18 protein-coding genes and 1 pseudogene are annotated in these 20,298 nt (G+C 71.0%); 12 read left to right on the forward strand and 7 right to left on the reverse strand.

Features of this window, described 5'->3' with window-relative positions:
- The first annotated feature begins 31 nt into the window (after positions 1 to 31).
- From AB0K02_RS20245 to AB0K02_RS20270, 6 genes are all read left to right on the forward strand, one after another.
- A complete protein-coding gene (locus AB0K02_RS20245) occupies positions 32 to 1,615 on the forward strand; it encodes an ABC transporter ATP-binding protein (RefSeq protein ID WP_365993931.1) in 1,584 nt (527 codons plus the stop codon).
- Positions 1,612 to 2,724: an ABC transporter permease gene (locus AB0K02_RS20250; protein WP_365993833.1), complete on the forward strand. Its 1,113-nt coding sequence runs from the start codon at positions 1,612 to 1,614 to the stop codon at positions 2,722 to 2,724. The genes AB0K02_RS20245 and AB0K02_RS20250 overlap by 4 nt, the downstream gene beginning before the upstream one ends.
- Positions 2,721 to 3,992 (forward strand): ABC transporter permease, encoded by a 1,272-nt coding sequence (locus AB0K02_RS20255; RefSeq protein WP_365993834.1) that lies wholly within the window; start codon positions 2,721 to 2,723, stop codon positions 3,990 to 3,992. Before AB0K02_RS20250 ends, AB0K02_RS20255 begins: the two co-directional genes overlap by 4 nt.
- A complete protein-coding gene (locus AB0K02_RS20260; protein WP_365993835.1) occupies positions 3,989 to 4,384 on the forward strand; it encodes a cytidine deaminase in 396 nt (131 codons plus the stop codon). Before AB0K02_RS20255 ends, AB0K02_RS20260 begins: the two co-directional genes overlap by 4 nt.
- Positions 4,385 to 4,494: 110 nt before the next feature.
- Complete coding sequence (locus tag AB0K02_RS20265) at positions 4,495 to 5,772, forward strand: thymidine phosphorylase (RefSeq protein WP_365993836.1); 1,278 nt, start codon at positions 4,495 to 4,497, stop codon at positions 5,770 to 5,772.
- Positions 5,773 to 5,871: 99 nt separating this feature from the next.
- On the forward strand, positions 5,872 to 6,306 hold the full coding sequence (locus AB0K02_RS20270) for an STAS domain-containing protein (protein ID WP_365993837.1): 435 nt from the start codon (positions 5,872 to 5,874) through the stop codon (positions 6,304 to 6,306).
- 30 nt (positions 6,307 to 6,336) lie between these two features.
- Here AB0K02_RS20270 and AB0K02_RS20275 read toward each other — a convergent pair whose 3' ends face one another.
- The 5 genes from AB0K02_RS20275 to AB0K02_RS20295 form a co-directional block, all read right to left on the reverse strand.
- Complete coding sequence (locus AB0K02_RS20275; RefSeq protein WP_365993838.1) at positions 6,337 to 8,475, reverse strand: hypothetical protein; 2,139 nt, start codon at positions 8,473 to 8,475, stop codon at positions 6,337 to 6,339.
- A 255-nt stretch (positions 8,476 to 8,730) separates the two neighbouring features.
- Positions 8,731 to 9,282, reverse strand: coding sequence for a hypothetical protein (locus tag AB0K02_RS20280; protein WP_365993839.1), 552 nt, complete (start codon positions 9,280 to 9,282; stop codon positions 8,731 to 8,733).
- A gap of 231 nt (positions 9,283 to 9,513) precedes the next feature.
- Complete coding sequence (locus AB0K02_RS20285) at positions 9,514 to 10,515, reverse strand: sigma-70 family RNA polymerase sigma factor (protein WP_365993840.1); 1,002 nt, start codon at positions 10,513 to 10,515, stop codon at positions 9,514 to 9,516.
- A 139-nt stretch (positions 10,516 to 10,654) separates the two neighbouring features.
- Entirely contained in the window at positions 10,655 to 11,302 is a 648-nt protein-coding gene (locus tag AB0K02_RS20290; RefSeq protein ID WP_365993932.1) for a L,D-transpeptidase family protein, read from the reverse strand.
- A 199-nt stretch (positions 11,303 to 11,501) separates the two neighbouring features.
- Positions 11,502 to 12,782: an MFS transporter gene (locus AB0K02_RS20295; RefSeq protein WP_365993841.1), complete on the reverse strand. Its 1,281-nt coding sequence runs from the start codon at positions 12,780 to 12,782 to the stop codon at positions 11,502 to 11,504.
- Between the two features lie 62 nt (positions 12,783 to 12,844).
- Here AB0K02_RS20295 and AB0K02_RS20300 point away from each other — a divergent pair, with 62 nt between their 5' ends.
- From AB0K02_RS20300 to AB0K02_RS20310, 3 genes and pseudogenes are all read left to right on the forward strand, one after another.
- A complete protein-coding gene (locus AB0K02_RS20300; protein WP_365993843.1) occupies positions 12,845 to 13,804 on the forward strand; it encodes a LysR family transcriptional regulator in 960 nt (319 codons plus the stop codon).
- Positions 13,805 to 14,480: 676 nt separating this feature from the next.
- A complete protein-coding gene (locus tag AB0K02_RS20305) occupies positions 14,481 to 15,125 on the forward strand; it encodes an isochorismatase family protein (RefSeq protein ID WP_365993844.1) in 645 nt (214 codons plus the stop codon).
- 185 nt (positions 15,126 to 15,310) lie between these two features.
- Positions 15,311 to 15,655 (forward strand): annotated as a pseudogene (locus tag AB0K02_RS20310) (PIG-L family deacetylase); the annotation flags it as partial.
- Between the two features lie 53 nt (positions 15,656 to 15,708).
- Here the strand turns inward: AB0K02_RS20310 and AB0K02_RS20315 are convergent.
- The gene (locus tag AB0K02_RS20315) at positions 15,709 to 16,209 is read right to left on the reverse strand and encodes a helix-turn-helix domain-containing protein (RefSeq protein ID WP_365993846.1); all 501 of its coding nucleotides are present in this window, start codon (positions 16,207 to 16,209) and stop codon (positions 15,709 to 15,711) included.
- A gap of 426 nt (positions 16,210 to 16,635) precedes the next feature.
- Here AB0K02_RS20315 and AB0K02_RS20320 point away from each other — a divergent pair, with 426 nt between their 5' ends.
- The 3 genes from AB0K02_RS20320 (at position 16,636) to AB0K02_RS20330 (ending at position 19,362) form a co-directional block, all read left to right on the forward strand.
- Positions 16,636 to 17,142, forward strand: coding sequence for a nuclear transport factor 2 family protein (locus AB0K02_RS20320; RefSeq protein ID WP_365993847.1), 507 nt, complete (start codon positions 16,636 to 16,638; stop codon positions 17,140 to 17,142).
- Between the two features lie 139 nt (positions 17,143 to 17,281).
- Positions 17,282 to 18,745: an MFS transporter gene (locus AB0K02_RS20325; RefSeq protein WP_365993848.1), complete on the forward strand. Its 1,464-nt coding sequence runs from the start codon at positions 17,282 to 17,284 to the stop codon at positions 18,743 to 18,745.
- A 236-nt stretch (positions 18,746 to 18,981) separates the two neighbouring features.
- Positions 18,982 to 19,362: a VOC family protein gene (locus tag AB0K02_RS20330; protein WP_365993849.1), complete on the forward strand. Its 381-nt coding sequence runs from the start codon at positions 18,982 to 18,984 to the stop codon at positions 19,360 to 19,362.
- A 7-nt stretch (positions 19,363 to 19,369) separates the two neighbouring features.
- Here AB0K02_RS20330 and AB0K02_RS20335 read toward each other — a convergent pair whose 3' ends face one another.
- Positions 19,370 to 20,137 (reverse strand): alpha/beta hydrolase, encoded by a 768-nt coding sequence (locus AB0K02_RS20335; RefSeq protein ID WP_365993850.1) that lies wholly within the window; start codon positions 20,135 to 20,137, stop codon positions 19,370 to 19,372.
- Positions 20,138 to 20,298 lie beyond the last annotated feature (161 nt).

Raw genomic sequence — 20,298 nt, forward strand, 5'->3', positions numbered from 1 at the left:
CGGCTCCCTGTCCCGCCAAGGAGAGTGCGTCATCAACGCGTCCAGTCCGTCACCGCCGTTGGCTGCTGCCGTGGAACTGCGCGGCATCACCAAGCGCTTCCCCGGCGTCGTCGCCAACCACGACATCGACATCACCGTCCGCAAGGGCACCGTGCACGCCCTCGTCGGTGAGAACGGCGCCGGCAAGTCCACCCTGATGAAGATCCTCTACGGCATGCAGAAGCCGGACGAGGGCACCATCACCGTCGACGGCGACCAGGTCGCCTTCTCCAGCCCCGCCGACGCCATCGCCCGCGGCATCGGCATGGTCCACCAGCACTTCATGCTGGCCGACAACCTCACCGTGCTGGAGAACGTCGTCCTCGGCGGCGAGAAGCTGTACGGCATCGGCTCCCGCGCCCGCAGGAAGATCCAGGAGATCTCCGACGCCTACGGCCTCGGCGTGCGCCCCGACGTCCTCGTCGAACAGCTCGGCGTCGCCGACCGCCAGCGCGTGGAGATCCTCAAGGTCCTCTACCGCGGCGCCCGCACCCTGATCCTGGACGAGCCGACGGCTGTCCTCGTGCCGCAGGAGGTCGACGCGCTCTTCGCCAACCTGCGCGAGCTCAAGGCCGAGGGCCTGACCGTCATCTTCATCTCGCACAAGCTGGGCGAGGTGCTGTCGGTCGCCGACGAGATCACCGTCATCCGCCGCGGCACGACCGTCGGCACCGCCGACCCGAAGGCCACCACGACCAAGCAGCTCGCCGAGCTGATGGTCGGCAGCGAGCTGCCCTCGCCGGAGACCCGGGAGTCGACGGTCACGGACATCCCGATGCTCACGGTCGACGGACTGCGGCTCACCGAGACGGACCCCGACGGCGTCGTCCGCGAAGTCCTCGACGGTATCGGCTTCACCATCCACAAGGGCGAGGTCATGGGCATCGCCGGCGTCGAGGGCAACGGCCAGACCGAGCTCATCGAGGCGCTCATCGGCCTGCGCATGCCCGACGGCGGCGTCATCACCCTGGACTCCACCGACATCTCCCAGGCGCCCACCCGCCGGCGGCGCGAGGGCGGCATCGGCTACATCCCCGAGGACCGCCACCGGCACGGACTGCTGCTGGAGTCCCCGCTGTGGGAGAACCGCATCCTCGGCCACGTCACCGAGCGTCCCAACAGCAAGCGCGGTCTGCTCGACCTCAAGGCCGCCCGCAAGGACACCGAGCGCATCGTCCGCGAGTACGACGTGCGCACGCCCGGCATCGAGGTCACCGCCGCCTCCCTGTCCGGCGGCAACCAGCAGAAGCTGATCGTCGGCCGCGAGATGAGCCACGCGCCCAAGCTGCTCATCGCCGCCCACCCCACCCGCGGTGTGGACGTCGGCGCACAGGCGCAGATCTGGGACCAGATCCGCGAGGCGCGCCGCGAGGGCCTGGCCGTCCTGCTGATCTCCGCCGACCTGGACGAGCTCATCGGGCTCTCCGACACCCTGCGGGTGATGTACCGCGGCCGCCTGGTCGCCGACGCCGACCCCGCCACGATCACCCCCGAGGAGCTGGGTTCGGCCATGACCGGCGCGGCCAGCGGCCACCTCGAGCACCACGAGCAGCCTGAGAACGGTGAGGGCCGATGAAGAAGTTCGACAAGGACCGGCTGATCCTGGGCCTGGCCGGCCCGGTGCTCGCGCTGGTCGTGGCCTTCCTGCTCACCTCCGTGGTGCTGCTCCTCTCGGACCGCAACCCCTTCGAGCCGTACCGGCTCATGGCGGAGCAGCTCGAGTTCACCGACGTCCAGGTGCTGATCGTCAACCAGACGGGCATCTACTACCTGGCCGCACTCGCCGTCGCCATCGGCTTCCGGATGAACCTGTTCAACATCGGCGTCGACGGCCAGTACCGCCTCGCCGTGATGCTGGCGGCGGTCGTCGGTGCGGCGGTCGAGCTGCCCGGGCCGCTGCACATCCTGCTGATCGTGTTCGTCGCCATGGCGGTCGGAGCGTTCTGGGCCGGTATCGCGGGTGTCCTGAAGACCACCCGCGGCGTCAGCGAAGTCGTCTCCACGATCATGCTGAACGCCATCGCCACCAGCCTGATCGCCTGGCTGATCCTGCCCAAGAACCTCGGCGTGCAGCCGCCGGGCTCCAACGACCTGACGACCGGTGAGATCGCCGAGTCCGGCTGGTTCCCCGGTCTGGACATGGGCCAGGGCGGGTTCATCTACGGCTTCACGTTCGTCGCCTTCGCGCTCGGCATCGTCTACTGGTTCGTGCTCAACCGCACCCGCTTCGGCTTCGACCTGCGCGCCACCGGCGCCAGCGAGTCCGCCGCGCAGGCGAGCGGCGTCGACTCCCGGCGGATGATCCTCACCGCGATGCTGATCTCCGGCGCCATGGCGGGTCTCGCCGGCATGCCGATGCTGCTCGGCCAGACCCACACGTACAGCCTGAGCTTCCCGGTGGGCGTCGGCTTCACGGCCATCGGCATCGCCCTGCTCGGCCGCAACAACCCGATCGGCATCCTCTTCGCCTCACTGCTCTTCGCCTTCCTGGACAAGACGGCCGAGGGCCTGGGCCTTGCGGGCTACGAGAAGGAACTCGCCACGATCATGCAGGGCCTGATCGTGATCGCGGTCGTCGTGTCCTACGAGATCGTCCGCCAGTACGGACTGCGCCGGCAGCAGCAGAAGGTCGGCGAGGAACTCGCGGCCCAGGCGCGCAAGAACAAGGAAGAGGTTGCGGCATGAGCGAGTCCACGAGCACGGTCTCGATGGCGAGCACCGCGCCCAGGAAGGGCGGCGGCCGCCGCAAGCTGTCCCTGCCCGTCATCCTGCTGATCATCGCGGGCGGCCTGCTGCTGTTCTCACTGGTCCGCACGATCAGCGGGGCCGAGGACCTCACCTCCGTCGGCCAGATCTCCGGCGCGCTGCAGCTCGCCGTGCCCATCGGCCTCGCCGGTCTCGGCGGCCTGTGGGCGGAGCGGGCCGGCGTGGTCAACATCGGTCTCGAGGGCATGATGATCCTCGGCACCTGGTTCGGCGCCTGGGCCGGCTACCAGTGGGGTCCGTGGACCGGTGTCCTGCTCGGCATCGCCGGCGGCGCGGTCGGCGGTCTGCTGCACGCGGTGATGACGGTGACCTTCAACGTCAACCACATCGTCTCCGGTGTCGCCATCACCATCCTGGCCACCGGCCTCACCCGCTACCTGTCGAACTTCACCTTCGACAGGGCCGAGGGCGGCTCCTCCAAGCAGTCCCCGCGCATCGAGGCGATCGACCGGATCACGATCCCGGGGCTCTCGGAGTGGCTGGCCGACATCCAGGGCAAGCACTGGTTCTTCGTCTCCGACCTCGCCGGTGTGCTGGGCGGTCTGATCACCAACCTGTCGCTGCTGACCGTCGTGGCGATCCTGCTCGTCCCCGGCACCTGGTGGGTGCTGTGGCGCACCGCGTTCGGCCTGCGCCTGCGCTCCTGCGGCGAGAACCCGGTCGCCGCCGAGTCGCTCGGCGTCAACGTCTACAAGTACAAGTACATCGCCGTCGTCGTCTCCGGCGCGCTCGCGGGTCTCGGCGGTGCCTTCCTCGCCATCGTCTCCACCGGCATCTACCAGGAGGGCCAGACCGGCGGCCGCGGCTACATCGGTCTCGCCGCCATGATCTTCGGCAACTGGATGCCGGGCGGAATGGCGCTCGGCGCGGGCCTGTTCGGCTTCACCGACAGCCTCAAGCTGCGCGGCGGCGCGGAGAACGTCCACGCGATGCTGTTGCTGCTGGCGATCCTGCTGCTGCTCGTCGTGGTCTGGCAGCTGTACAAGAAGAAGTACCTCCAGGCCGTGATCTCCGCCGCGGTCTCGGCGCTGCTGTTCAGCTGGTACACGCTGACCGATGCACTGCCCAGCCAGTTCGTCGACGCCGCGCCGTACGTCACCACGCTCCTCGTCCTGGCGCTGTCCGCGCAGCGGCTGAGGATGCCCAAGGCGGACGGCCTGCCCTATCGCAGGGGCCAGGGCAAGTGACCACGGCTGCTTTCGACTGGGAGCCCCTGCGGGTGCTGGCGCGCGAGGCGATGTCCCGCGCGTACGCCCCGTACTCGGGCTTCCCGGTCGGGGTGGCGGCCCTCGTCGACGACGGCCGCACGGTCACCGGCTGCAACGTCGAGAACGCCTCGTACGGACTCGGCCTGTGCGCCGAGTGCGGGCTGGTCTCGCAGCTGCAGGCGACCGGCGGCGGCCGGCTCACCCACTTCACGTGCGTGGACGGCCGGGGTGAGCTGCTCGTGCCGTGCGGCCGCTGCCGGCAGCTGCTGTACGAGTTCGGCGGCCCCGATCTGCTGCTGGACACGCCGGCGGGGGTCCTGCCGCTGTCCGAGATGCTGCCGCAGGCCTTCGGACCCGGCCATCTCTCGTAGCCCCCTTGTTTCCCGCGGCCCTTCCGCTCCGGTGGAAGGGCCGCTCCCATACCCTTGCTCTATGCGCGTAGAGGCGACTCTGCCGCGTGGAGCGACTCTGGAGGAATGCCATGGACGTCATCTCCGTCATCCGCACCAAGCGGGACCGGGGCGAGCTGAGCGACGAGCAGATCGACTGGGTGATCGACGCCTATACGCGCGGCGAGGTCGCCGACGAGCAGATGTCGGCGCTCGCGATGGCCATCCTGCTGAACGGCATGAACCGCACGGAGATCGCCCGCTGGACCGCCGCGATGATCGCCAGCGGTGAGCGCATGGACTTCTCCTCGCTGAGCCGCCCGACCGCCGACAAGCACTCCACCGGCGGCGTCGGCGACAAGATCACACTCCCGCTCGCGCCGCTCGTCGCCGCGTGCGGCGCGGCCGTGCCCCAGCTGTCCGGCCGCGGGCTCGGCCACACCGGCGGCACGCTCGACAAGCTGGAGTCCATCCCCGGCTGGCGCGCGCTGCTGTCCAACGAGGAGATGCTGCACGTCCTCGACACCACCGGCGCCGTCATCTGCGCGGCGGGCGACGGGCTCGCCCCCGCGGACAAGAAGCTCTACGCGCTGCGGGACGTCACCGGCACCGTCGAGGCGATCCCGCTGATCGCGTCCTCGATCATGTCGAAGAAGATCGCCGAGGGAACCGGCTCGCTCGTCCTGGACGTGAAGGTCGGCACCGGCGCGTTCATGAAGACCATCGATGACGCCCGCGAACTGGCCTCCACCATGGTCGCGTTGGGCACCGACAGCGGGGTGCGCACCGTCGCCCTGCTCACCGACATGTCCACGCCGCTGGGACTGACCGCGGGCAACGCACTCGAGGTCCGCGAGTCCGTCGAGGTCCTGGCCGGCGGCGGCCCCGCCGACGTCGTCGAGCTCACCCTGGCGCTCGCCTGCGAGATGCTCGACGCGGCCGGCATCAAGGACGCCGACCCGGCGAAGGCGCTTGCCGACGGCTCCGCGATGGACGTGTGGCGCCGGATGATCGCGGCCCAGGGCGGCGACCCGGACGCCACCCTGCCGGTCGCCCGCGAGCAGCACGTCGTCACGGCCCCGTCCTCGGGCGTCCTGACCCGCCTGGACGCGTACGACGTCGGCATCGCCGCCTGGCGCCTGGGCGCGGGCCGCGCACGCAAGGAGGACCCGGTCCAGGCGGGCGCGGGGGTCGAGATGCACGCCAAGCCGGGCGACACGGTGACGGCGGGCCAGCCGCTGCTGACGCTGCACACGGACACGCCGGAGAAGTTCGACTACGCGCTGCGGTCCCTCGCGGGCGCGTACGACATCGCCCCGGCGGGCGCGGAGTTCACGGCGAACCCGATCGTGCTCGACCGCATCGCCTGAGCGCGCAGGTCCACCGGAGCCCGGCCAGGAGGCGAGGCCGCGCCGCGGGCCGCGGCGATGAGTTCCCGCCGCGGTGCCGGTCATCCCCATGTGGACGCCATGCAGCCGATCGTCATGCGCATCGCCGGGAGGGTCGCCCCCGGCGATGCGCCCCGCCTGTGCGAGGAGTTGACCGCTCTCCTGAGGGACGCCGGTGCGACGGCGTCGCCGCCCGGAACGGCGTGGGAAGACGACCCGGCGCCAGGCGGCAGCCCGGCGGCGGCGGACAGTGCGCCGGACCCGGACACGGCGGCGGAGGACGGTGCGGCGCGGCGGTGCCCGCCCGAGGTCGTCTGCGACGTCGGCGGACTCGCCCAGACCTCGCTCTCCGTCGTCGACGCGCTCGCCCGCCTCCAGCTCACGGCCCGCCGCCACGGCACCCGCGTACGCGTGCGGAACGCCCCGCCCGACCTGGTGGCCCTGCTCGGCCTGGTCGGCCTGTCCGGACCGGCCGGGCTGGGGGAGTCCACCGTGCGGGCCGGGCCCGCGACGTGACCCGGGACACGGCGGGCGCGGCGGCGGGGCCTAGAAGAAGGTCTTGTAGGTGGTGGAGTCGGTGCGCAGGGGGAGGGTGTAGGCCGGGGCGAAGGGGCGGGTGGTGCTGTTGGTGCCGGTGTAGGTCGCGGAGCCGGCGGGGCCGATGGCGTAGAGGTCGGCCACGCCGTAGGAGTAGTTCATGCCGGCCGGGATGATGTGGGTGTACTTCTGCCAGCCGCCGCCGATCTGGCGGCGGGCGGTGAAGGTGCCGTCGCCCTTGCCGAGGTAGAGCCAGAGGACGCCGTCCTTGTCCCGGGCGAGGAGGTCGCCGCCGGTGGCTCCGGCGATGTTGCCGGGGGCGGTGAGGAGGTTGTAGACCTGCCAGCCGCCGCCGATCCTGACGCGCGGCTTGAAGGGCTTGGCGGCGTCGCCGGTGGAGGCGTAGAACCACAGGACGCCGGAGGTGTCGGTGGCGAGCAGGTCGCCCCGTCCGTCGGCGTTCAGGTCGGACCCGCCGGTGATCTTGTTGTAGACCTGCCAGCCGGCGCCGATCTTCGTGCGGGGCAGCAGCTTCTGCTTCTCGCTCTGGTGCAGCCACAGCACGCCGTCGCGGTCCCGGCCCACGATGTCGTCGGCGACCCCGCCGGCCACGTTCCCGGGCGAGGTCATCAGCGTGTACGTGTTCCAGCCGGTGCCGAGGCGCTCCGGGTCCGGCTTGGTGACGGTGGGCGAGCAGCCGGCGTCGTAGCACTCGACCTCCTTCATGGCGGTCAGCTGGCCGATTCCGTACGCGGAGAGGTTGCCCGAGCTGTCGCGGACGAGCGCGTCGGCCCCGCCGTCGTCGTTGAAGTCGCGCGGCTGCGCCGGGCGTGCCACGGTGAGGCTGCCCGTCCGTACGACGGCCGGGCCGAAGCGCTGCTCCGAGGTGGCGGTCATCTTCCAGGTGTACGTGCCGTTGTAGGCGCCGAAGCTGTTGCCCAGGTTTCCGTCCCAGTCGAGGAACGGGTTCATCTCGTTGTCGAGGCGCACCGTGCGGCCGGTGGCGGTATGGGTCAGATCGAAGCGGACGCTCGCCCACTCCTCGTTGAACTCCCAGGCGAACCTCGCCGACTTGTACGCGAAGGAGGTGATCCGGCTCGGTACCGTCAGGCTCTTCAGAGTGAGTTCGGGGGCGTCGGGGATGTCCCCCACCATGGTCACCGTCGGCTCGCCGGCCGCGTCGAGGGCGACCCGGAACACCCCCCAGCCGTCCGCCACCGTGCCGCCGCGCACGAGGAGCGTGCCGCCGGGGCCGGGCGTCACCTGGTTCGCGAACCGGAACGGCTCGACGGTGTGACCGTCCTTCAGCGAGCGGAACGTGAGCCGGGTGTCCTCCCTGATCACGTGCCAGTCGTCACCGAAGGCGAACGACACCCAGTGGGGCAGGACTTCGGTCGCCCCGGTGTGCCGGTCGATGACCTTGGTCCCGCCGTCACCGAACTGCCAGGTCACGTGACCCGGCGTCACCTGCACGTCGTAGGCGTAGCCGCCCAGGTCGTACGTCTGGGTGACGGCGGCCGTGGCGACGTCGACCACGGCGAGGCGGTACGCGGAGAAGTCGGCGTTCACCAGCTGGACCGCCACCGTGCCGGGGGCCGTGGGGGAGACGATCCAGAGCTTCCCGGAAGGGAGCCCGGTCACCCTGCGGTCGACGGTCTGGCCGCCCGGCTCCCGGCTGACGAGGTGGAGGGTGTCGGTGGCCGTGTCGTCCATGACGAGCGTCGAGCCGTTGACCTGGCGCAGCTTGTACGAGTCCGGGGTGTCCACGACGACCGGGTCGCCGCCCTTCGCCATGTCCTGGACGGTGTGGCGGGTGCCCTTGCTCCCCACCACGATGTCGGTCTCGGAGGCACCCCGGTACCTGGTGTACCCCCCGTCGCTCGGGAGCGGGGTGGAAGTGCCGTCGTACCGCCACCAGTCGGCGACGTAGTGATCGGAGGTGAGGAAGCCGGTGGAACCGACGCTGTCCACGCGGTCCGACGTGTCGAGCACGGGGAGCGCGGCCTCGGCCGTCCGCTCCTGCCCCACGGCGGCGGGAGCGGCCGTCGCGACGCCCGGCACGGCCACGGCGGCGGTGGCGAGCGTGACGGCGAGGGCGGTGGTCAGCCGGAGCCGGGACGGGCGGACACGGGCGTGGGAACGGGACAAGGCGCTGGGCCTCCTCGGGCGAGGGACGAGCGGGGCGAGGCGCCGGGCGCCACACCCGCCAGACCGGCCCGGCGGCCGAAAGGTTGTACGCTCCGCCCGCCGCCTTGGACGCCCACCTCGCCCCCGTAAGACGGGAGGGACCCGGCCGAGGCCCCGGGCAAGCCCCTGCCCCGAAGAGACGGAGCAGGAATCCGATCAGCGTCGGACCCGGCCGCGCGGGCACGGCCGGGCAGGGCCTGGTGGACAGGGCGCGGGTCAGGAGGCCCGCAGCGCGGTGAGGACCTCCGGCGCCCGCGCGTGCAGTCGGCGGGCCATCGACCGCAACGTGATCACGACCGCGAGCACGCCGTACGCCGTGCCCAGCGGCAGCAGCAGCCAGGAACGCGGCGACCCCTCCAGCACGACCGCGCCGACGACGAACGGGGAGAGGGCGAGCAGGCCGATGAGGGTGCCCACGAAATTGGCCGTGTGATAGCCGCCGTTCTGCCCGGGCGCACTCACCTCGAAGGGATCCTCCGGGTACGGGTAGGGCCAGTGGACGCTGACGACCATGCCGATGGCGAACGTCAGCCCCAGCAGCGCGAACGTCAGCCCCAGGGCCGCCGTGAGCTGATCACCCCGACCGGTGAGCAGCGCGACGACCACGGCCGTCGCGGTGACCCACGGCACGATCAGCGCCATCTGCGGCAGCATCCTGCCCAGGAGTTCGGCACGGGCCTGCGCCCGCGTACGCAACGTGGCGATGTTGCTCCAGATCGCCGACCCGTCCATCGCGAACAGCACGCCCGGGGCGGTCAGTCCGAACACCCAGGCACCCCCGACCGCCACGTACGGGCCGTGTCCCTTCGCCTGGAGTGCTGGTCAGGCACTCTGGTGGCGAGGGAACCGTGTTGCGCTTCATTACGCAATGGCTGTCACACCCCCGGTATCAACAGTCCTGAAAGTGATCTTAAGTGATCGGCTCGCGTCCCCAGGTGGAGGGGTCGCGAGCCGAGGGGTGGGCCGTCCGCCGGGGCGGCGCCGGTGGTGCGCGGAAGATCACCGGTCGGTCATCGGCGCCCCGGACCTGTCAAGCCGCGCCGGCAGGTCGAACAGCGGGAACCAGCGCTTGGTGTCCAGGAAGAAGTCCATCCCGCCGACCTTGCCGTCCCGCACCTCCAGGACGATCAGCGCCCACGGCTCGTAGCCCTCGCCGTCCTGGCTCGGGTGGTAGTGCGCGAACGCCGGGACGCCGTTCGCCACGGTCGGGACGAGCCGGGAGCCGCGGCAGACCTCGCCGACGCCCAGCATCCAGCCCACTATGTCGTCGTGCCCGCGCAGCCACAGGTCGTACGGCGGCATGGACATCGTCGCGTCCTCGTGGAGCAGCGCCGTCAGGGCCTTCATGTCGTACCCCTCGAAGGCCGCGACATAGCGGTTGAGCAGGTCCTGCTGCTCTTCGTCGAGCGGGGCGGCCGCGTCCGAGGCCGTCGGCTCCTGCTCGGCGAGCGTGGCGCGGGCCCTCTGGAGGGCGCTGTTCACCGAGGCCACCGTGGTGCCCAGCAGCTCGGCCACCTCGCTCGCCTTCCAGGCGAGCACCTCGCGCAGGATCAGCACGGCACGCTGCTTGGGCGGCAGGTGCTGGAGCGCCGCGACGAACGCCAGCCGGATCGTCTCCCGCTCCACGGCCGTCTCCGCCGGGTCCGCGACCGACGGCAGCACGCGCCCGTCCGGCACCGGCTCCAGCCAGGTGATCTCCGGACGGGCGTTGAGCCGGGCCTGGGCGACCGGGGTGGGGGCCGTCAGGTCCATCGGCCGCGCCCGGCGGTTGCCCGCGCTCAGCATGTCCAGGCAGACGTTGGTCGCGATGCGGTAGAGCCAGGAACGCAGGGAGGAGCGGCCCTCGAACTTCTCGATGTTCCGCCAGGCGCGGACCATCGTGTCCTGGACCGCGTCCTCGGCCTCGAAGGACGAGCCCAGCATGCGGTAGCAGTAGCCGGTCAGCTCCCTGCGGTGCTGCTCCAGCCGTGCGTCGAGATCCTGCGCAGCGAGGTCACTCATCGGGTCCATCCCTGTCACCCATCGGTACCAGCGGTTTCGAAAGCTACCGCAGCCCACTGACAATCAGGTCCGACCCGGCGAACACGGGAGCGGCCGGGCCGCTCCCGTGGGACCGTGGAGGGGCGTGTGGCCGACGGGCTCAGGTGCCGGGCTTGCGCCCGTACACGTAGACGTCGTCGCCGTTCTTCAGCAGGTTCCAGTATGCCTTCGCGTCCGCGGGGCGCATGTTCACGCAGCCGCCGGAGCCGGGCGGGTTCCACATGGACTTCGTCGTGGAGTGGAACGCCTGTCCGCCGTCGAAGAACTGGGAGTACGGCATCCACACCTTGTAGAGCGTCGACCAGTGGTTGATGTTGCGCCAGTAGATCTTCTTCGCGCCGGTGCGCGTCTCGGTGCCGTTCTTTCCGGTGCGCACCGGCACGGGCCCGTACGTGAGCGTCCTGCCGTCCTGGATCCAGCTGAGCTGCCGGGTCAGGTCGACGCACGCGATACGGCCCTTGTTCGTCGGGCACCTGCCCGCCTTGTTCGGGTTGTTCCCCGCCGCGCGCTGCGCGAGCATCGTGCTCATCGTGCGCCAGGTGATCGGGCCCGCGTAACCGATCGTGGGTGTGATGCCGTGCTTGGCCTGGAAGGCGCGGATGGCCTTGCAGTCGGCTGCCGACTGGCGCCCGTCGACCGGGCGGCCGAGGAACTTCTCGACCTGCTTCTGGTACGGACCCGTCGACGTGGTGCACGACGCGGCGTACGCGGTGCCGCTGCCGAGCGCCACGCCGAGCGGGAGCAGCATGCCGGTCAACCCGAGCAGCACTCCCGTACGTCCTATTTTGCCTCTCATGTCCCCCAACTCCCCTTCGCATGCCTTCCGGTTGGGATGGTCTGCCGGTTGAGACACGCGAAGGGGGGCGGTAGTTGCACGGACGTGGGACGTATTCGCGACGTATTCGCGCCGTGCTCCGGCCGGTACCCGAAAGGTGTGGCCTGCGCCGTTACGCGGCCGCCGCGAGCCGCCGCTGCTGCGCCCGCGCGGCGTGCGTCCCGTACAGCGTGACCGACACGACGCCGAACACCGCCAGCAGTCCGAGGGCCACCGTGCCGGACCAGCCGCCGGCGTGGAAGGCGACCGCGCCGAGCGTGCCGCCCATGCTGCTGCCCAGGTAGTAGGCGGACTGGTACAGCGCCGACGCCTGGGCGCGGCCCGTCTTCGCCGTACGGCTCACCGAGGACGACGCGACGGCGTGGCCGGCGAAGAACCCGGCGGTGATCAGGACCAGGCCGAGCAGCACGGCGGCCAGCGAGTCGGCGAGCGAGAGCAGCAGACCGGCGGCCGTCGTGGTGACCGCGAGGTACAGCGCGCCGCGCCGGCCCAGCCGCGCGACCAGCTTCCCGGCGGCGGCGGACGAGACCGTGCCGACGAGGTAGACCAGGAAGATCGAGCCGATCACGCCCTGGGGAAGATGGAAGGGAGCCTCCACCAGCCGGTAGCCGATCACCGTGTAGACCGCGCCGAAGACGGTCATGAAGAGCGCGCCGATCGCGTACAGCCGCATCAGCAGCGGGTCGGACAGGTGGCCGCGGACCGTCCTCGCCAGGGCGAGGGGGCTGAGGGAACCGGGCGTGAAGTGCCGGGCCCGGGGAAGCAGCGCCCGGAAGACGAGCGCGCACCCCAGTGCCATCAGGCCGACCGCGGCGAGCGCGACCCGCCAGTCCGCGAGCTGCGCCACCCAGCCGGTGAGGATGCGGCCGCTCATGCCGCCGATGCTGTTGCCCGCGACGAACAGGCCGATCGCCGCCACCAGCGCCTTGGGCCTGACCTCCTCCGCGAGGTACGCCATCGCCGAGGCCGGCAGTCCCGCCAGTGCCGCGCCCTGCAGGGCGCGCAGCGCCACCAGCCACTCCAGGTTCGGCGCGAACGGCACCAGCAGGCCGAGGACGACCGCCACCGCGAGCGACACCGTCATCACCGTGCGCCGGCCGAAGCGCTCGGACAGGGCGCTCAGCGGCAGGACGCACAGGGCCAGTGCGCCCGTCGCGGCGGACACCGTCCAGCTGGCGGCGCCGGCGGTCACGCCGAAGTCCGCGGAGACGGCGGGGAGCAGTGCCTGCGTGGAGTAGAGAAGGGCGAAGGTCGCCATTCCGGCGGCGAAGAGCGCGAAGCTCATGCGGCGGTAGCCGGGCGCGCCGGGCGAGAGCCGGGTGTCGGTGTCGGTGACGAGGGACGGCGAGGCGGCGCCCACGGTGGTGGGCGCCTTGGTACTGGCAGGAGGCATATGTCGAAGGTAGGCCGCTCTTTTTCATGCGTCCAATGCATGAAACGGGGATAATCGTTCCCATGGTGCATGACCACAGTTCAGGGGCTCGCCTGTCACGAGGCAGTTACGAAGGATACGGAGAAGACACAGCGCTGCTGCTCGCGCCACGGCTCGCGTACTTCGCGGGCGTCGCGCGGGAGGAGCATGTGACACGGGCCGCGCAGGAGATGGGCGTGCCGCAGTCGACGCTCTCGCGCGCCATGGTCCGGCTCGAACAGGATCTGGGCGTCACGTTGTTCGCGCGCAAGGGCCGCACGGTGTCGCTGACTCCGGCCGGCCGCGCCTTTCTCACCTCGGTGGAGCGGGCGCTGTCCGAGATCGAGCGGGCGGCCGAGTCGGTCCGGGCGGACGCCGACCCGCGTGCGGGCAAGGTCGCTTTCGGATTCCTCCACACGATGGGCTCCGAGACGGTGCCGGGCCTGATCCGCGCCTTCCGCGCCGACCACCCGGGGATCCGCTTCACCCTGGTCCAGAACTACGGCGAGGCCATGATCGAACGGCTCCGGGCCGGAGAACTCGACCTGTGCCTGACCTCGCCGGTCCCGGACGCGCCCGACCTGGTCGCGCGCCGCCTCGACGAACAGCGCCTGCGGCTCGTCGTCCCGGACGACCACCGCCTGGCCGCGCGCAAGCGCGTCCGCCTGGCGGAGGCCGCGGAGGAGGCCTTCGTCACGCTCGAACCGGGTTACGGGCTGCGCCGCATCACCGACGACCTGTGCGCGCAGGCGGGCTTCACACCGCGCGTCGCGTTCGAGGGTGAGGAGGCGGAGACGCTGCGCGGACTGGTGGCGGCGGGCCTGGGAGTCGCCCTCCTCCCGCCGCCCGCGGTGGCCCGCCCGGGCGTGGTCGAACTGACGGTCACGGCGCCGCGGGCGGTCCGCGAGATCGGCGTGGCCTGGCTGGACGGCCACCCGGACACACCACCGGTGGCAGCGTTCAAGCGCTTCCTGCTCTCGCGCCGCGGCAACGTGCTGGCGTAGCCGGGGTTCTTTCCCCCACCCATCCCTTCCCATGACTGGGGGCTCCGCTCCCAGCCCCCTCTCGGGCGGTACGGGTGCCACCGCCCCGCGCCCCGGGGTCTCCCGCAGTCAGGAACCCTGCCGGGTCAAAGGCCTCGAGTGTCGCCCCCTGCCTCCGGCTGCGGCAGCTTGGCGCCGTGGTGACGCCCCCTCCCGTAACTGGGGCTACGCGCCCAGACCTCTGCGGGGAGCCACCGGGGGGCCGCCCCCCTGCCCGGGGCTGCGGCAGCTTCGCGGCGCCGGGCCTCCCGCGGTCAGGACCGCTTGCCGGGGGCAGAGACCTCGAGCGCTGCCGGCCCGGTGTTCCCCGTAACGAGGGGGCTCCGTCTCAGGCCCCTGGAGGGGGAGGGCACCGGGCTGCCGTTCCGTGCCCCCGGCTGCGGCAGCCTCGCGCCGCAGGGGTGGTCACCGGGCCCGGTGGGGGCTACCTGCCAGGACCAAGCGGGGCCCACCTCGCGCACTCGCGCTCTTTTCCGGGCTGCCAGGAAGCGGGTGCCGGGCGGCTTGGGGGGTCTCCTACGGCGTGACCTTGTCTTTCCCGCCGAGGCTGGAATAGGCTGCAGCTGGTCAAGATTCTTGACTATCAAACTTATGACGAAATCGTGGGCGGGGTGACCGCCCTGCACAGGAGACCCCCATGAGTGAGAACCTCCGCGGAACCAGTCGCTTCCACGAGCCTCTGACCCGCGACAACGCCGCCCTGCTCCTCGTCGATCACCAGATCGGCCTGCTCACCGGTGTGCGCGACATCGGCGTCGCCACGCTCAAGCACAACGTCGCAGCCCTGGCCAAGGCCGCACAGGTGCTGGACATCCCCACCGTGGTGACCACCACCGGGGCGGACGGCCTGTGGGGGCCACTGGTACCGGATCTGGTCGAGGCGCTCCCGGCGGACCTTGCGGTGATCGACCGCAGCACGGTCAACGCCTGGGGCGACCCGCGCGTGCGCCAGGCCGTCGAGGCCACCGGCCGCAAGAAGCTGATCATCGCGGGCATCTCCATCGAGGTGTGCCTCGCCTTCCCGGCGATCTCCGCCACGGCCGCCGGCTATGACGCCTACGCGGTCATCGACGCCTCCGGCACCTTCAGCGAGACCAAGCGCACGGCGGGTCTGCTGCGCATGCAGCAGGCGGGCGTCATTGTCACCGACTACGCCACCACGATGGTCGAGATCCTCGCCGACAACGCCGACCCGAAGGCCTACGAGGTCTATGGGGCGCTGGACATGCCCTTCGCCACGCTGGTCGGTCAGCTGTCCTCCGCCTACTCCAAGAACGGCTGACCCGTCCGGCCTCGGAACCGCTCCCGCGGCGCTGTCCCCCGTACCGCGCCGCAGGAGCTCACCGGGTGCCGGGCCCTGTCCCCCGCAGAGCCCGGCACCCCCGCCTCACCGTCGAGGATCGCCGAGGGGTCGGAGCGACAGCTCGATCGAGTATGTATATAGTAAGGATCGTGACTGTCACGGATATGACCACTGCTCGGACGCTCCGGCAGCCGGTGCCGGACGACTGGTGCCGGGGGCTTGCGGTGGTGGCTCATCCGGACGACCTGGAGTTCGCGGCCTCGTCGGCGATCGCCCGTCGGGTCGCACAAGGCAAGACGGTGGTCGTCGCAGGTGGTGAGGCTGGAATCGAGTCCATGCCTCCCGAGCGCACTGCCACGGTGCGGTCGGCCGAGCAGGTCGCCGCCGCCGGGATCGTCGGGGTGGACCAGGTCGAGTTCCTGGACCACCCCGACGGCACGGTCGAGTTCGGCATTGCGTTGCGCCGCGACCTCGCCCGCGTCATCCGCGGTCACCGCCCCGACGTGATCGTCTCTCGTGCCGCTGGCGGTCGCCTTCGAAGTGGTCCCGCTGCGGGGCGGGATCAGCGGCCGGTGCCCTTCCGCGGTTGCCGCCTGCTGGCCGCGACCTCGTCGAACTGTGCCAGCTGCTGGGCGGTGATCTCCCGGAAGGCGCCCTTGAACACCGCGTACTTCCGCTCGCCGATCGCCTCTGCGTGCCGCTGCTCGATGGCGGCCATGATCGCGTCCGACTTCTCCATCTGGTCCCGGCCCCGCCGGGTGGGGACGATCAGCTTGGCCCGCCGGTCCCGGGGGTCGGGCCGGCGCTCCACGTACTCCAGGGCCTCCAGCTCATCGACCAGGTTGCCGATGACCTGCTTGTGAGTGCCCGACTGCCGGGACAGTTCCGTCGCCCGGGTGCCCTCCTCGTCGAGAAAGCCCAGCACGGCCCCGTGCTGTGGTCGTAGCTGAGGGTGACCCTGCTGGGCCAGCGTCTCGAAGAGCTCCTTCTGGATCGAGAAGAGCAGGCGCGTGGACAGATTCCCGAGGTCCGGATCCTTTTGCTTCCGTTCGCTGCGCCGCACTACGGCACTCCCCTCGTAAGCGTTATTGACTGTCACCATCCGTAATAATAGTGGGCGCAGAGAGGGTGGCCGGGGTCGCGGGCCGCATTCCCCTGAGCTGACCGGACGACCGGCGGGCGACTCGCGGACGGCCGGGTGCCGTCGGTGCAACTTTCTGCCGCCGCCGTGGCTGCCGGAAGCCCGTGCCCGGATCGACGACACCCCCGGCCGACCGGCCCGCGGAGGGCATCCGCCGCTTGTGCGACGTCAACGGGTGCCTGCCGTCCGGCAGCGTGTCGTCCGCGGCGGGGCGCCCGTCCCACGGCTTCGCGCTCACCGACTCCCTCGGCTCCTCCGGCGCTGGACGCCACCCTCCAGGCCGGAATACGATCGAGTTAGTCATAGTTGTGACTATCAAGTTCTTTGACTAACTCGTGAGGGGTCGACATGAAGACCATCCGGAGGGCGGCCGCCCCCGTCATCGGTGTCCTTGCCGGTGCTGCGGCCGCCGGCGTGTTCCTGGGTGGGAACGCCACCGCCACGGAGAGCGACCGCCCCAACGATCGATTCGCCATCCGCGAGGTGATAGACCGTCACCAGATGTCCATCGATCTCAGGGACGCCGACAGTTACGCCAACCTGTACGCCAAGGACGGCGAATACCGGAGCCCGTTCGGCTCCGCCGACGGCCGGAGCGAGATCAAGGCCATGTTCATCGACTTGGCCGAGAAGGGCTTCACCAAGGGCAAGCGGCACATGACCGGACCCGCCATGATCGAGGTCAACGGCACGACGGCCACCGCGCGTTCCTGGTACTGGGTCGCGGAGACCGAGACGGAGCACGCCGTCTACGCCACCGGCACCTACACCGACAAGCTCCGCAAGGTGAACGGCAAGTGGGAGATCGTCCAGCGCGTACAGACCCTGGACGAGCTTGCTCCCCACGGCCAGTGACTCCGCCGATCGGACCGCTCTGCCAGTCGCTCGCTCCCTCGCTCCCTCGCTCGCGGAGCTGACCACCGTTGTCGCGCCGAGTTCTCCTCGGCGCGGTGACGGCCCTGCCGGTCGCCCGTCCCCTACCAGAGGTCCTTCAATGTCCCAGGAAGACCGAACCACTGCCCTTCCCCCGGTCTCGCCCACGGGTGATCGCCCGGACACCGGCCCGGGCAGCGGCCCGCCCGCCGGCCGTGTGGTTGCCGCGCTCTCCGTCGCGGTGCTGGCCTACGGGCTGCTGCAGACCCTGGTCGCTCCGGCCCTGCCCACGTTCCAGCGGCACTTCCGCGTGAGCGGCGACTGGGCCGCGTGGGTATTCACCCTCTACCTGCTCTCCGGCGCCGTACTCACTCCGGTGCTCGCCCGCTTCGGTGACCGGCGCGGCAAGCGCCGCGTCCTGCTCGCCTCACTCGCCGTCTTCGGCGCCGGCACCGTGCTGGCGGCCCTCGCATGGAACTTCCCGGTCCTGCTCCTGGCGCGAGCGATGCAGGGCGCCGGAGCGGCCGCGCTTCCCCTGTCCTTCGGCCTCATCAGCGCCCTGCTTCCCCCGCGGCGGATCGGCCGCGGCCTTGGGATGGTGTCCGCGATGATCGGCGCGGGCACCGGGCTGGGCTTCGTCATCGGCGGCCTCCTGATCGACCACGCGTCATGGAGGTGGATGTTCGCCGTGCTCGCCGGCGTCATCGCGGTGGCCTTCCTGCTGGTGGCCCGGTGGACCCCCGACGACACAGCGCGCCGGGAGGAACCCCAGGACGTGGCGGGCACTGTCCTGCTCTCGCTCGCCCTGGTGGCCCTTCTCCTCGCGATCACCCAGGGCTCGCACGCCGGATGGCTCTCCGCCCCCGTGCTCGGCCTCTTCGTCGCCGCTGCCGTGTTTCTGGCCGCCCTGGCGGTGGCCGAGAAGCGCACGCCGCACCCCCTGCTCGAACCGAGCGTGTTCCTCGACCGGCCGATGCTGCTGACCCACTGCGCCGCGGCACTCTTCTACGCCGCGGCTCTGATCTTCTTCCTCCTCGTGCCGACGCTCGCCCAGCTGCCGGCGCACGGGCCCGAAGGCGCCGCGTCGGGATTCGGCTTCACCGTCACCGCCGCCGGCCTGCTCATGCTCCCCTCGGCACTTCTGCAGGTCCTGGTGGCACCCCTTGTAGTGGTGCTGGAGCGGACGTTCGGCCACCGCGCCCCCTTGCTCGGAGGGCTGCTGCTCATACTTGCCGGGAGCCTGGCGCTGGCACGCTGGCATGCCACGCCGGTTCAGGTGCTCGCCGATTCCGTACTGCTGGGAACGGGCGCCGCCCTCAGCTTCGCGGCACTGCCGTCGCTCGTGGTCCGCTTCGCTCCAGGACATGCGATAGCCACCGCCAACGGCCTCAACACCGTCGTCCGCACAGTCGGCGGTGTCATCGGGACCCAGGTCGCCATCGCGATCCTCAGCGCCCACTCGGTTGCCGGCTCGGCCCTGCCGGGCGAGGGTGCCTTCACCGTCGTGTTCGCGCTTGGGGCCGTCTTCGCGGCGGTCGGTGCGGCGGTGGTCCTGCTCCTGCCTCGCACTGTCACCACGCGTTGAAGCGTGTGGCGGCAGCGCGAATCAGCCGGCGAGCAGTCGGGATGAAACGAGGCTTCCCCGCATCGGCGAGGATCGAGTGGTGCCGACGTGGAGCAGCCCGGCCAGGCGGGCGCCTCAAATCACTTCGCCCTACTCGCCTCGCCCGGTACGGTCGCGAGAATGTTCTCACTGCGGGAGCCCATGAGATGCGCGTGCGGCCACCCCGGCAGTTCCCACCCCGGGAGTAGGTTTCGTCAATGGCATGCCGTATCAGTGAACTCGTGCTCAAGTGCCGCGACCCCGAGGTGCTGGCGCGGTTCTGGTGCGAGGTCCTGGACTTCGTCGTGCTCGATCGCGAGGAGGAGGGCTGTATCGAGATAGGTCCGCGCGAAGGGTTCGGCGGCCCGCAGCCGACGATCTTCCTCATCCACAGCGACGAGCCGCAGAACGGTCATGCCCGGCTGCACATCGACGTCAACGCCACCGACCGCGATCAGGACGCCGAGCTCGAACGCCTCCTGGCCGCCGGGGCCGAACTCGTCGACATCGGTCAGCCCGCGGAGGCGTCCTGGCATGTCCTCGCCGATCCGGAAGGCAACGAGTTCTGCCTGCTCAAGCCCCGCCTCAACCCACTCTGACGGCCGCCTAGGCGCGCAAGGCGCGGCCGAAGCCCGCCGCCAGCGGCATGCGCAGGCCCAGCGGCGGCGGAGCCGCCAGCGCGTCCGCCACCGGGCGCGCGTACGTCCGCGTGAACAGCGAGCCCAGCATGAAGTCCGCAGCCAGCGCCAGGACTTCCTCCTGGTACTGCCGCAGCGCGTGCCCGTCGGAGTGCACCTCGAAGCGGCACGTGTCCCGGTTCGACTTCTTCGCACGTTCCGCAAGCCGGTACGACAGCTCCGGATCCGTCCTGCGGTCGTTCGTGCCGTGCACGATCAGCACCTGGCGGCCCGCCAGCTGCTCCACCGGTTCCGGGCTCGCCGCCACGTCGTCCTCCGGAAGCCACGGAGCCATCGCCAGCACCGAGTCGACCGCAGGGTGGCCCGCCGCGTGCAGGGCCGCCCGGCCACCCATGCCGTGTCCCGCCAGACAGACGGGAACGTCGCCGTAACGGCGTACGACCTCCTCCACCGCCCACGTCGCGTCCGCCGCGAGACGCGCGTCCGGTCCGTTCCAGCCGCGCGAGCGGTACCGCACCCAGTGCACGACGAGCCCCTCCGCGCGCCCCGCCCGCGCCAGCGCCCGGCCCAGCGGGAGCACCGCCGCGTACGACAGCGCGGATGCCCGGCGCTCCGACTCCGGCTCGCCGTCCGGCAGCAGCAGGACCACGCCCCCGACCGCCGTGTCCGCGCCGTCGCGTGCCCCAAGACGCCCCGGCAGCCGGCCCAGCCGGGCCTGCGCCGCTGTCCGTCCCATGCGCTCCACTCGCCCAACCGCCGTCTCACGTAGGGCTGCCGACCCGACGCCCGGTCCGTCCGGACGCCCCCGCCACCGGGGCAGTGCGTGGTGTGCCATGGCCCAACAGTCTCAGAAGGGCAGGTGTACTCCACCCGTACGCGGGGTCACTGTTACGTATC

The organism is Streptomyces sp. NPDC049597, assembly GCF_040675505.1.
Taxonomy (GTDB): domain Bacteria; phylum Actinomycetota; class Actinomycetes; order Streptomycetales; family Streptomycetaceae; genus Streptomyces.